Source organism: Mesorhizobium sp. L-2-11 (assembly GCF_016756595.1).
Classification (GTDB): domain Bacteria; phylum Pseudomonadota; class Alphaproteobacteria; order Rhizobiales; family Rhizobiaceae; genus Mesorhizobium.
In genome coordinates this window covers 4,008,405-4,019,888 of sequence record NZ_AP023257.1, presented here as the reverse complement: position 1 = coordinate 4,019,888, position 11,484 = coordinate 4,008,405, and the positions used below count along the sequence as shown (strand labels likewise).

Here is an 11,484-nt window from a genome sequence, read left to right as displayed (position 1 = left end):
GCCTCGCCGCGGCTCGCCTTGCATTCTCGGCCACCGTCGGCGGCGGCCCTTTATTTGTTCACCCGCCACCTGTCGGTGGCTGGCCAAAACGGGAGAAAACCCGTTTCCTGAAGGCCGCTTTACGGCCCTCAGGAAAGAGGTTTTCGTACTCTTCGCGTTACGCAGCCTCCCTTCGCGCCAAGGGAGTGGCGGACGGCGCGAAGCCGCCCGCCGATATCAAACGCTTACTTCAGTTCGACCTTGGCGCCGGCTGCTTCCAGCTGGGCCTTGAACTTGTCCGCGTCGGCCTTGGAAACAGCTTCCTTGACCGGCTTCGGAGCCGCCTCGACCAGGTCCTTGGCTTCCTTGAGGCCAAGACCGGTGATGGCGCGAACTTCCTTGATGACGTTGATCTTCTGAGCGCCCGCCTCGGTGAGGACGACGTCGAATTCCGTCTTTTCCTCGACCGGAGCAGCAGCAGCCGCAGCACCGCCTGCGGCAGCAACCGCCACCGGAGCAGCAGCGGAAACGCCCCACTTTTCTTCCAGAAGCTTCGACAGCTCGGCCGCCTCGAGGACGGTCAGCTTCGAAAGGTCGTCTACGATCTTTGCCAGATCAGCCATTGCAATATTCCTTCATAAGGTTCGAACGTGTGTTTGTGATAGCGAGGAACGGCCTCATGCCGCCTCGTCCTTCCGGGCGTAAGCGCCGATGACGCGCGCGACCGAAGCCGCAGGCGCATTGACGATCTGGGCGATCCGGGTTGCCGGTGTGGCGATCATGCCAACCAGCCTGCCGCGCAGCTCATCGAGCGACGGAAGTGTGGCGAGTGCCTTCACACCGTCGGCGTTGAGCGAGGTGGTGCCCATTGCGCCGCCGAGAATGACGAGCTTGTCATTTCCCTTGGCGAAATCGGACGCGACCTTCGGCGCCGCAATCGGATCCTCCGAATAGGCGATCAGCGTCTGTCCCTTGAACAGGTCGATGATCGATGCGGAGTCCGTGCCCTGAAGAGCGATTTTGGCGAGACGGTTCTTCGCGACTTTGACGGTGCCACCGGCGACACGCATTTTCGACCGAAGGTCGTTCATTTGTGCGACGGTAATACCGGCGTAGTGGGCCACGACGACTGAACCAGCGCCCGAAAACGCTTCATTCAGGCCCGTGACGAGTTCGCGTTTTTCCGCTCTGTCCACTGCCTATCTCCAGTTGACCCCAATCCTGTTAACGGGAACATTCCCATTACGAGGACAGGCGTCGGGTTGCCTTTTGCCGGCCGGGCCATCCAGTAACGGATCTCCCGAACGACGCTCGAGGATCCTGCCCCCTTTCGCCACACCAGCCGGCAAGCCGAATGGTGCGCAGACAAAAGGCAAACACGGTTCGAACCTTTCATTGGAGCAGTCGCTCCGTTGTCCGGTCTTCACCCGTCTCATGCAGGCCCACATGAATTAAGGCCCCCCTTGAACCAAGGCCTGGGGCCGCCCGCAATCTCGGACAGGATGTCCGGAAGCCTTTCGACTTCCGGTACCGGGCCGCCGAGATAAATCGGAGGCCCGGAATTCAGTTTGCGGATCAGCCCTTTAGCGGCAGATCAAAATGGTTCGTATCAGGACGCTGCCAGCGTCGAGACGTCGAGCTTGAGGCCCGGGCCCATCGTGGAGGTGACCGACACCTTCTTGACATAGTTGCCCTTGGCGCCAGCCGGCTTCGCCCTGTTCACCGCGTCGGCGAAGGCGCGAACGTTCTCTTCCAGCGCCTTGACGTCGAACGAGATCTTGCCGACGCCGCCATGCACGATGCCGGCCTTCTCGACGCGGAACTCGACCGCGCCGCCCTTCGACGCCTTGACGGCGGCGGTAACGTCAGTGGTAACGGTGCCGACCTTGGGGTTCGGCATCATGCCACGCGGGCCGAGCACCTTGCCCAGACGGCCGACCAGCGGCATCATGTCCGGCGTGGCGATGCAGCGATCGAAGTCGATCGTGCCCTTCTGGACGATGTCGACCAGATCCTCAGCGCCAACGATATCGGCGCCGGCCGCCTTGGCTTCCTCGGCCTTGTCGCCACGCGCGAAAACCGCGACGCGGACGGTACGGCCGGTGCCGTTCGGCAGGTTGACCACGCCACGGACCATCTGGTCGGCATGGCGCGGGTCGACACCCAGGTTCATCGCGATTTCAACGGTCTCGTCGAACTTCACCGACGACCGGTCCTTGAGCAGCTTCAGCGCATCACCCAAGGCATAGGCCCTGTTGGGATCGATGCCTTCGCGGCTCTTCGCTACGCGCTTTGCAATCTTTGCCATGATCTCAGCCCACCACTTCCAGGCCCATCGAGCGGGCGGAGCCCTCGACCATGCGCATGGCTCCCTCGATATCGGTTGCGTTCAGATCCTTCATCTTCTGCTCGGCGATGGCGCGCACCTTGTCGCGGCCGATCGTGCCGGCCTTGACCTTGCCCGGCTCCTTCGAGCCCGACTTCAGGTTTGCGGCCTTCTTCAGGAAGTAGCTCACCGGCGGCGTCTTCATGACGAAGGTGAACGACTTGTCCTGGTAATAGGTGATCACGACCGGAACCGGCGATCCCTTTTCCATTTCCTGGGTCTGCGCGTTGAACGCCTTGCAGAACTCCATGATGTTGATGCCGCGCTGACCAAGCGCCGGTCCGATCGGGGGCGACGGCGTCGCCGAGCCCGCGGAAACCTGGAGCTTGAGCTGGCCTGCAATTTTCTTAGCCATCTCTTTCCTGCCTTTGTCTCATGCCGGCCCCAAATCTGGGCAACACCGGCGGTTGCAGTCTGGTGGTGCGGATCCTGCGGCCGGCTAAAGCTGCATTTGCCTCCCACCCCGTTTTGGCGGCGACCTCCACGCCGCCTCCCTCACCGCCGAATTGGCGACAAGGATTTCGGATCAGCCCTTTTCGACCTGTCCGAATTCGAGATCGACCGGCACGGCGCGCCCGAAGATCGAAACTTCCACCTTGAGCCGCGCCCGCTCCTCGTCCACTTCCTGGACGAAACCGTTGAACGAGGCGAACGGACCGTCCGAGACGCGGATCGCCTCGCCGATCTCGAAAGTGACCGAGGGCTTTGGCCGCTCGACGCCTTCCTGCACCTGGTTCAGGATGCGCTGGGCCTCGGCCTCGGTGATCGGCACCGGCTTCGAATCGCCCAGAAAGCCGGTGACCTTCGGCGTGTTCTTCACCAGCGAGAACACCGCATCGGTCAGGTTGGCCTTCAGCAGCACGTAGCCCGGGAAGAACTTGCGCTCGGCATCGACCTTGCGGCCGCGGCGGATCTCGACGACCTTCTCGGTCGGCACCACGATCTGCTCGATGTCAGCGGACAGGCCTTTCTGCTTGGCCTTGTTCTCGATGTCCTCAGCGACCTTTTTTTCAAAGTTCGAATAGGCGTGGACGATGTACCACCGCGCAGTCATTTCAAGGCTTCTCCGTAATCGCCGGACTTAGCGTCCGATGCCCAGGATCTGCTCGACCGCGAGGCCCATGAGCTGATCGGCAGTAAAGAAAAAGATCATCGCGATCACAGCGAAAGCCAGAACCATCACCGTCGAGATCATCGTTTCGCGACGCGACGGCCAAGTCACCTTGGCGGTCTCCGCGCGAACCTGCTGGAGAAAGACGAAAGGATTTGTGGTTTTCGAAGCCATGTGCCGCTCTGTCTGCAAGACCCGTTGACCGGATCTCCTGGATGATCCCGCTGGCCGGGATGTGCCGCCTGAGCCTGTGTTCGCGCCGAATCAGCGCAATCATTTCGCCCATGCAAATCGGACGCGTAAAGCCGGCTTCCCAGCTCCACGCGTCGCGTGTCTGTTTCGTCTACATAAAACCGATTCTTGATCCACGCAAGTGGCAAGTGTCCGCTTTATGCCAAACGCCGCCTCGGAACCATCCAGTCGTCCCGTCCCGGCTATGGCGCTCTTATGCCTCAATAAAGCCTATATGGCAAGCCGCGCGATGTTCAAAAGGGACGATGCCTGGAAGACCAGACATTTTTTTGAATTGGCCATTTCGAAAAATGGCACGGGCAGCAGGGCTCGAACCTACGACCTGCGGTTTTGGAGACCGCCGCTCTACCAACTGAGCTATGCCCGTATCGCGCGCTGCTATTTCATAAAGCGGACAAGAACTCAAGTCGAGTTTTTAGGCGTGGCCGCGCGGGACTGCGTTGGTCGAATTCCGAGGGCCAGCGCCCAGGTACATATGAGAAGTTCGAGAGCAAAAGTCCAATGCAACAGGAAGCTCATGACCCAGTTGCGATATGTGGCCGGAACCGTGACGAGTTCGAGCGCACGCCGGTCGAACGGCATCAGCCACATGATAGGCGACGCCACACTGTCCAGGATCATGTGTATCATTGCGGCGGCAAAGAAGACGCCTACTGAGGCCAGATATCGCGGATCACGCCATCTCGCGACCGACAGTGCCACAAGGCCAACCGCTGCCCAGAAGAGCGGCCAGTGCGTGACGTAGGCGTGGTGATGGGTTCGTCCGCCATCGACAAAATGGAAGTAGACCATGTCGAGATCCGGGACGACGCTGCCAAGCAAAGCCGCCGCCATCGATCTGCCGGGCCAACGGTTTCGTGCGAAAGTACCGAGTATGTAGCCAGCCGGAAGATGAGCGATCAGCATCGCCAAACCTTTGTTCATTGCCGAGTCGGTTGAACGTCACGGCGGATTGTGGCGCATTCAGGAAGGACTACCCCGCTTCGCCCCCAAGCGAGCTAACAAGCGAGCTAAAAGACGGCTATCCCGCTCGGCTGGGGCGTGCGTTGTGCCTTACAGCTTGACCGGCGCCTCGGCCTGAACCTCGGACGTCGACACCACGCGGCAATTCCCCGGCATTGGCTGCGACTTGCAGATGGTCGGACCGGTAAATTCATCGACCGATTCAAGCCCGGTCGTCAGCCCGACTTTCAGCATCATCTCGGGTTCGAGCTGCCGATGGCGCGGGGCCGGCACCGACCGCATCGCCGCCAGCAGACCGGGTCCGACCGCCATGTCCCTAAGATAGGTTTTGACCCGCTGCTCCAATCCCATCGAATGAACGGTCAACTGCGCGCGGGGACCGACAAGGCGCCTGATACCGCCGGCAAGCATGATCGGGCAGGCCGCGCCACACGCACCGCTTGCATCGATCGTCAGCCCGACGTAGACGCCATCCCTGGCGGCGCAATCCGCGTTGCCCGGCTCGCATCCAATGAAGTCCGTCCGCGCAACCGCCACGTCGAGCTTGCGTTCTCGGATCAACCTTCCGGCGGCCAGAGCGCCGAGCACGTCGCCTCCCGGCGAGTTGATCACCACCGGCAGTCGCCGATCACCGATCGTGTCCAGCAGTTGGCGCAGCCGTTCCGGCGTTTGAGCGCTGATCGTCCCTTCCGCCGAGATCCATTCGGGACAGTTGGGATCGCAGAGAAAACTTCTGCCGCGAACCAGGACGAAGCGCATATCTCCAACATCGGTCCGCTGCGCGGTTTGGGGTTCGACCGGCGTGGCGGGAGCTGGCTTGGCGTACGCTACCACGTCGCCGGCCGGCGCCGGTATTTCCCTGCAGTTCGCGGCCACCGGATCGGTGTTGCATAGGGTTGGCGCGGTCAGCAGGTCGACGGCATCCAGGCTGGTCACCAGCTTCGCCTGCAGCATGTCGTAGGGAGCCAACTGCTGGATGCTGCTGGCCGGGGTGTTCTTCATCGTCTTGAGCACGGCCAGGCCGACGCCCATTTCGTTCAGATAGGCAGCCAGTCTTTTCTCCACCGACTTGCTCATCTCGTAGGTCTTGTAGCTGCCGGCGTTCTTGCGGCCGACGATCTTCTTGCTGAGGATCTTCTTCTTGCCTCCGACCACGCGATAGGTGGTCCGGTACTGCAACTTCGTCTTGATGTAGGTCGTGGTGATCTGATGCACGCCGAGAAAGGCCCATTGCCCGACGACGCGCCTGATGCCGCCGGCAAGCATCAGCGGACAGGCGGAATTGCAGATGGCGCCGCTGGCATAGGCATTGCCGAAATAGCGAGCCCCCTTGCCGTCGTTTTCCTTGCAGTCCTCGGCATCGGGCTGGCAACCGGTGAACCGGGTTTTGCCGACCGCGATATCGAGCTTGTTCTTGCGCAGCAGCCGGCCAAGCGCCAGCGCCGCTTCGACGTTGCCGCCGGGAGAATCCACGACAACAGGCAGTTTGCGGCCACCGAGCGCCTTGAGCGTGCGTTTGAACAGGGCCGGCGTGGCGGCCACTATCGAGCCTTCAGCCGATATCCATTCCGGGCAGGTCGGTTCGCAACCAGGCGCGCTGCTGCGGACGACGACAAACCGCATCGTCGGACCAAGATCCGGCGCGGATTTTTTGGTGTTCGCCGCGAAGGCAGCGTGTTCCATGACCAGGAACGACGCCAAGCAGATCAGCCCAAGCATCCACCATGCCTGGCCATTCAGACGGTGCCATAAAACCTTCGGGCAAGCCCCCGCAATGCGATCTATACTAGGCCAGCTTTGCCGGCTTGCAACAGCGTTTTGCGACGATGGCGCAAGCGCCGGCCATACCTAATAAGGCAAGTCGGGTGTACGCAAATAAGCAAAAAGGGCAGCCCGAGGACCGCCCTTCGCATCCAATCTCGACGACAAGCCGGCGGTCGATTACTCCAACCAAACACCGGCTACTAGAGCGGGATGAGATTTATGGGAGTCGTGGGATTCCCAAATCAGCGATGATCTGATTCAACCTTGCTGCTGGGCAGGAGGCCAGCATTGATGGTTGGATATTCAATGGACCTGCGCGAACGGGTTGTTGCGGCGGTCAAGGTTGAAGGGCTTTCGCGGCGCGCGGCGGCTGCTCGATTTGGCGTCAGCTACAGCGCGGCGATCGAGTGGCTGAAGCGGGTGGAACAGACGGGGAGCGTGGCGCCCCGCCAAGTGGGCGGCTACAAGCCGAAGAAGATATCGGGAGCGTGGCGCGACTGGCTTGTCGAGCGCTGCCGGGAGAAGGACTTCACCTTGCGCGGGCTTGTGGCCGAACTTGGCGAGCGTGGCCTGAAGGTTGACTACCGCTCGGTGTGGGAGTTCGTGCACGCCGAGAAGCTGTCTCACAAAAAAAGACGCTGATCGCCGCCGAGCAAGATCGTCCCGATGTTGCGCGCCGACGGAGGCAATGGGTTCTGTATCAGGACCGGATCGACCCCGCCCGCCTGGTGTTCATCGACGAGACCTGGACCAAGACCAACATGGCCCCGCTCAGGGGTTGGGCACCGGTCGGACAGCGGATCAAGGCCAAAGTTCCCAATGGCCACTGGAAGACAATGACCTTTCTGGCTGCGCTGCGTCATGATCGCGTCGAAGCGCCCTGGCTCATCGACGGGCCGATCAACGGCGAGAGGTTCCTCCTCTATGTCGAGAAGGTTCTCGTGCCCACTCTCCAGCCGGGCGACATCGTTGTGATGGACAATCTCGGCAGCCACAAAGGCAAGGCCGTGCGTCGCGCCATCCGAAAGGCCGGCGCGAGGCTCTTCTTCCTGCCGAAATACTCGCCTGACCTCAATCCGATCGAACAGCTCTTCGCCAAGCTCAAGCACTGGCTGCGAAAGGCCGCAAAGCGCACCGTTGAAACGGTCTGCAACGCCATCGGCCAGATTCTCAACCGCGTCACACCGCTCGAGTGCTCAAATTACTTCGCAAACTCAGGCTATGACCGCAGGTAATCTCATCCCGCTCTAATTGCCCTGTCGTCGAGGTAGGCTTTGGTATTTCAAGGCTACGGCTTTGGTGGGAATTGTGCGTCAACCTTGAGCGCCGATGCCGCCGGACAATTTTGCGGCCTCGGTTCGGTTTTACAAACAGTTGGCCCCACCAGACGGTTCGCCGATTCAGGTCCCATCGTCAACATTGTGCCGGGTTCGAGCCGGAGCCGGTTACGCTTATAATCGAAGCGGTTGAGTGGCATCGGCGGAAACATAGCGTTGAAACGACCGCGCAAAATTGTTCTGCCTGGAGCCGGTAACCTAAAAAGGGCGGCCCGAAGACCGCCCTTTTCCTGTCGATCCGGCGGATGCCGGCATCGATTACTCTTTGATGGTGACGACGATGCCGGCACCGACGGTGCGGCCGCCTTCACGGATGGCGAAGCGCAGCTTCTCTTCCATGGCGATCGGCACGATCAGCTCGACATCGACGGTGATGTTGTCGCCCGGCATCACCATCTCGGTGCCTTCCGGCAGCGACACGATGCCGGTCACGTCGGTGGTGCGGAAATAGAACTGCGGCCGGTAGTTGGTGAAGAACGGCGTGTGACGGCCGCCCTCGTCCTTGGTCAGGATGTAGGCTTCGGCGACGAACTTCTTGTGCGGCTTGACCGTGCCCGGCTTGGCCAGAACCTGGCCGCGCTCGACACCTTCACGGTCGACACCGCGCAGCAGCGCGCCGATGTTGTCGCCGGCCTGGCCCTGGTCGAGCAGCTTGCGGAACATCTCGACGCCGGTGCAGGTCGTCTTGGTGGTCGGACGGATGCCGACGATCTCGAGCTCCTCGCCGACCTTGACCACGCCGCGCTCGACGCGGCCGGTCACCACCGTGCCGCGGCCAGAGATCGAGAACACGTCCTCGATCGGCATCAGGAACGGCTTGTCGAGCGGACGAACCGGCGTCGGGATGTAGTCGTCGACCGCCGCCATCAGCTCGCGGATCGAATCCTCGCCGATCTTCTTGTCGGAATCTTCCAAAGCCGCAAGCGCCGAACCCTTGACGATCGGAATGTCGTCGCCGGGGAACTCGTTCTTGGTCAACAGCTCGCGCACCTCGAGCTCGACCAGCTCGAGCAGCTCGGCGTCGTCGACCTGGTCGACCTTGTTCAAAAACACCACGATCGACGGCACGCCGACCTGACGGGCCAGCAGGATGTGCTCGCGGGTCTGCGGCATCGGGCCGTCGGCGGCCGACACGACCAGGATCGCGCCGTCCATCTGCGCAGCACCGGTGATCATGTTCTTGACATAGTCGGCGTGGCCGGGGCAGTCGACATGGGCGTAGTGGCGGTTGGCCGTCTCATATTCGACATGCGCCGTCGAGATGGTGATGCCGCGCGCCTTCTCCTCGGGCGCCGCATCGATCTGGTCGTAGCGCTTGTATTCGCCAAAATACTTGGTGATCGCCGCCGTCAGCGACGTCTTGCCATGATCGACATGGCCAATCGTGCCGATGTTCACATGAGGCTTTGTACGCTCGAATTTACCTTTTGCCATAGTCTCTTTCCTTGGACGGCCGGGACCTTCAGTTCAGTCGAATGCGGGGGCGATTAGCGACTGCGGCCGAAAAACACAAGTGTCTTGTGGCCGGGCGCTTTTCTCACCCGTCTGAACCCATGATCCGATTTCGGGGGTGTGGCGCGGATATAGGAACGAACAAGAACAAATGGAATGGGCTAAGATAGGTTCCGCGGGCACCGGCAATCAACGGGTAGATAGCGCCGCTGCCGCCTGTCTGCCTTGCCGGATTTACAGCTGGATCTGGCCCATTGCCGGTGCGGCGCCGGTCTGATTTCCTGATCCGATGCATTTTATTCCGATCGCCATCCGCGGCCCGCTGTTCATGATCCTGTCGACCGGGTCCTATGTCGCCAACGACACGATGTTGAAGCTGGCGACCGTCGGGCTGCCGCCCTATGAAGTGCTGTTTTTGCGCGGGACGGCGGCAACCCTGTGGGGTATCCCGTTGCTGTTTGCGCTGGGCTACGCCAGGCAGATCCCGCTGATCCTCGACAGGAGAGTGCTGCAAAGAAATCTATTCGAGCTGGCGGCAATCCTTTGCTACGTGGTGGCGCTCGCCAATATGCAGATCGCCGATTCGACCGCCTTGGGACAGATCACGCCGCTGCTCATGTTGATTGGCTCCTCTGTCCTGTTCGGCGAGCGCATCGGCGGCTTGCGCATGGCGCTGATCGGGCTCGGCTTCATCGGCGCGGTGATGGTGGCGCAGCCGACGATGCAGGGAATCTCGGTCTACGCCCTGCTGGCGCTCGGCAACGCGGCGTTCGCCGCCGCGCGCGATCTCGCCGGGCGGCGGGTCGCCGCCGACGTGCCTGGCATGATCGTCGCAATTTCTGCGGTGGTGGTGGTGCTGGTCGGATCAGGCGTCGCGCATCTGATGTCGGAGCGTTGGGTGATGCCCGAGGCGCATCATTTGCTGCTGATGGCCGGGGCCGGATTGTTCCTGATCTTTGGCCATTTCTTCATCTTCATGGCCTATCGCGTCGGGCCAACCGGGGTGGTGGCGCCGTTCTACTACTGCTTCACCGTCTGGGCGGTCATTTCCGGCCTGGTGGTGTTCCAGCAACTCCCGAATGCGCTGGCGATCGGCGGCATCCTGCTGGTGGTGGCCAGCGGATTGACTATCGTGTCGCTCGACGAGCGCAGGCGCCGACTGACCGTCGTCGCATAATTTGGGCAGCGGTGACCAAACAACGGTTACACCACAGATTTCAACTTGGCCGCTGCCCGCAAAAAAATGGAGAAACCTGTGACAAGCCAGGAGAACGTCGGCAACCGCATGCTTGCCGGAAAATGCCTGTGCGGCGCCGTGCAATACGCGGTGGCCGACGAGTTCATCTACGCCGCCAACTGCCACTGCTCGAACTGCAGACGCACCACCGGTTCGGCCTTCAAGCCGTTTGCCGGTATCGAGCGTGAGAGACTGAGCCTGACCAAGGGCGAGGACAACCTCCTGATCTTTGGCGAGGAGACCGGCCACGACGTGCACTGCAAGTCCTGCGGCGCATTGCTCTATTCGGTCGTCCGCGACGGCGCCTTCGTCCACGTCGCCATGGGAACCCTCGTCGACGAGCCGGCCATCCGCGCGACGCAGCACATCTTTGTCGGCTCCAAGGCGAAGTGGTTCACGATCGCCGACGACCTGCCTCAGTATGAAGAGCATGTCGCCGGAGATGCCGACTGAAGACCTGGCGATGTGGACGACGGCATTGCCGGTCAGGCACTACAGAACCGGCACAGACAGTGACACGCCGTGACACGCGCATTTTCAAGGAAGCTATTTTCGATAATGGCTTCAACAGCATGCTTGGAGCGGGTAGCGGGAATCGAACCCGCATATTCAGCTTGGAAGGCTGCTGCTCTACCACTGAGCTATACCCGCGCCTTTCACCCGAAAACCGCGATACGCTTTCGGTCCGATGCTTTGCGTTTCAGGGCTTCCGGGCCGGCAGTGGTGGAGAGGGTTGGATTTGAACCAACGTAGGCATAGCCAACGGATTTACAGTCCGTCCCCTTTAACCACTCGGGCACCTCTCCAGTCTGCCGCCGGAGCCATGCAACGAGGCATCGACGCGTCGCGACCGCGTGAGCAGCCCGTCGCGAAGCGCCTTATGGCGGCAGCGCCCAAAACTGTCAACCGCAACGTCCCGGCAAAACGCGCTGAATTTGATACCTCGCCCGACAAGGAGGTTCTGCGGCTGTATCCATTGGCGGACGACACGGCTATAGAACCG

At 61.3% G+C, this 11,484-nt stretch carries 12 protein-coding genes and 3 tRNA genes; 3 read left to right on the top strand and 12 right to left on the bottom strand.

What is annotated here, in order from left to right; all coding sequences use genetic code 11:
• Positions 1-224 precede the first annotated feature (224 nt).
• The 9 genes from rplL to JG739_RS19180 form a co-directional block, all read right to left on the bottom strand.
• Positions 225-602: a 50S ribosomal protein L7/L12 gene (rplL, locus tag JG739_RS19220; RefSeq protein ID WP_023680442.1), complete on the bottom strand. Its 378-nt coding sequence runs from the start codon at positions 600-602 to the stop codon at positions 225-227.
• 54 nt (positions 603-656) lie between these two features.
• The gene (rplJ, locus tag JG739_RS19215; RefSeq protein ID WP_065011395.1) at positions 657-1,175 is read right to left on the bottom strand and encodes a 50S ribosomal protein L10; all 519 of its coding nucleotides are present in this window, start codon (positions 1,173-1,175) and stop codon (positions 657-659) included.
• 413 nt (positions 1,176-1,588) lie between these two features.
• Positions 1,589-2,287 carry a 50S ribosomal protein L1 gene (rplA, locus tag JG739_RS19210; RefSeq protein WP_202362949.1) on the bottom strand — a complete coding sequence of 233 codons (699 nt, stop codon included), beginning with the start codon at positions 2,285-2,287 and terminating at the stop codon, positions 1,589-1,591.
• Between the two features lie 4 nt (positions 2,288-2,291).
• Complete coding sequence (gene rplK / locus JG739_RS19205; protein ID WP_023798121.1) at positions 2,292-2,720, bottom strand: 50S ribosomal protein L11; 429 nt, start codon at positions 2,718-2,720, stop codon at positions 2,292-2,294.
• Positions 2,721-2,891: 171 nt separating this feature from the next.
• Complete coding sequence (gene nusG / locus JG739_RS19200) at positions 2,892-3,419, bottom strand: transcription termination/antitermination protein NusG (protein WP_006333333.1); 528 nt, start codon at positions 3,417-3,419, stop codon at positions 2,892-2,894.
• A 27-nt stretch (positions 3,420-3,446) separates the two neighbouring features.
• The gene (gene secE / locus JG739_RS19195; RefSeq protein WP_013531408.1) at positions 3,447-3,650 is read right to left on the bottom strand and encodes a preprotein translocase subunit SecE; all 204 of its coding nucleotides are present in this window, start codon (positions 3,648-3,650) and stop codon (positions 3,447-3,449) included.
• A gap of 369 nt (positions 3,651-4,019) precedes the next feature.
• A tRNA-Trp gene (locus JG739_RS19190) sits at positions 4,020-4,095 on the bottom strand.
• 35 nt (positions 4,096-4,130) lie between these two features.
• The gene (locus JG739_RS19185; RefSeq protein WP_370464305.1) at positions 4,131-4,652 is read right to left on the bottom strand and encodes a metal-dependent hydrolase; all 522 of its coding nucleotides are present in this window, start codon (positions 4,650-4,652) and stop codon (positions 4,131-4,133) included.
• Between the two features lie 129 nt (positions 4,653-4,781).
• On the bottom strand, positions 4,782-6,410 hold the full coding sequence (locus JG739_RS19180; protein WP_202362948.1) for a COG3904 family protein: 1,629 nt from the start codon (positions 6,408-6,410) through the stop codon (positions 4,782-4,784).
• 336 nt (positions 6,411-6,746) lie between these two features.
• Here JG739_RS19180 and JG739_RS19175 point away from each other — a divergent pair.
• Positions 6,747-7,690 (top strand): IS630 family transposase gene (locus JG739_RS19175; protein ID WP_446720497.1). Its coding sequence is split into 2 segments (ribosomal slippage): positions 6,747-7,083 and positions 7,083-7,690, totalling 945 coding nucleotides; the frame shifts between segments, so codons are not numbered across the junction.
• 360 nt (positions 7,691-8,050) lie between these two features.
• Here JG739_RS19175 and tuf read toward each other — a convergent pair.
• The gene (gene tuf, locus JG739_RS19170; protein WP_091591201.1) at positions 8,051-9,226 is read right to left on the bottom strand and encodes an elongation factor Tu; all 1,176 of its coding nucleotides are present in this window, start codon (positions 9,224-9,226) and stop codon (positions 8,051-8,053) included.
• Between the two features lie 307 nt (positions 9,227-9,533).
• Here tuf and JG739_RS19165 point away from each other — a divergent pair, with 307 nt between their 5' ends.
• Together JG739_RS19165 and JG739_RS19160 are read left to right on the top strand one after the other, a co-directional pair.
• Positions 9,534-10,421, top strand: a complete 888-nt coding sequence (locus JG739_RS19165) for a DMT family transporter (RefSeq protein ID WP_202362947.1) — start codon at positions 9,534-9,536, stop codon at positions 10,419-10,421.
• Positions 10,422-10,529: 108 nt separating this feature from the next.
• Positions 10,530-10,934 carry a GFA family protein gene (locus tag JG739_RS19160; protein ID WP_244749960.1) on the top strand — a complete coding sequence of 135 codons (405 nt, stop codon included), beginning with the start codon at positions 10,530-10,532 and terminating at the stop codon, positions 10,932-10,934.
• A 124-nt stretch (positions 10,935-11,058) separates the two neighbouring features.
• Here the strand turns inward: JG739_RS19160 and JG739_RS19155 are convergent.
• A tRNA-Gly gene (locus JG739_RS19155) sits at positions 11,059-11,132 on the bottom strand.
• Positions 11,133-11,202: 70 nt separating this feature from the next.
• A tRNA-Tyr gene (locus JG739_RS19150) sits at positions 11,203-11,287 on the bottom strand.
• Between the last annotated feature and the right edge of the window lie 197 nt (positions 11,288-11,484).

Coding starts and splice junctions, on each gene's coding strand:
- rplL (WP_023680442.1), bottom strand. CDS start 602: ATGGCTGATCTGGCAAAGATCGTAGACGACCTTTCGAAGCTGACCGTC.
- rplA (WP_202362949.1), bottom strand. CDS start 2,287: ATGGCAAAGATTGCAAAGCGCGTAGCGAAGAGCCGCGAAGGCATCGAT.
- rplK (WP_023798121.1), bottom strand. CDS start 2,720: ATGGCTAAGAAAATTGCAGGCCAGCTCAAGCTCCAGGTTTCCGCGGGC.
- nusG (WP_006333333.1), bottom strand. CDS start 3,419: ATGACTGCGCGGTGGTACATCGTCCACGCCTATTCGAACTTTGAAAAA.
- secE (WP_013531408.1), bottom strand. CDS start 3,650: ATGGCTTCGAAAACCACAAATCCTTTCGTCTTTCTCCAGCAGGTTCGC.
- JG739_RS19185 (WP_370464305.1), bottom strand. CDS start 4,652: ATGAACAAAGGTTTGGCGATGCTGATCGCTCATCTTCCGGCTGGCTAC.
- JG739_RS19180 (WP_202362948.1), bottom strand. CDS start 6,410: ATGCTTGGGCTGATCTGCTTGGCGTCGTTCCTGGTCATGGAACACGCT.
- tuf (WP_091591201.1), bottom strand. CDS start 9,226: ATGGCAAAAGGTAAATTCGAGCGTACAAAGCCTCATGTGAACATCGGC.
- JG739_RS19165 (WP_202362947.1), top strand. CDS start 9,534: ATGCATTTTATTCCGATCGCCATCCGCGGCCCGCTGTTCATGATCCTG.
- JG739_RS19160 (WP_244749960.1), top strand. CDS start 10,530: ATGCTTGCCGGAAAATGCCTGTGCGGCGCCGTGCAATACGCGGTGGCC.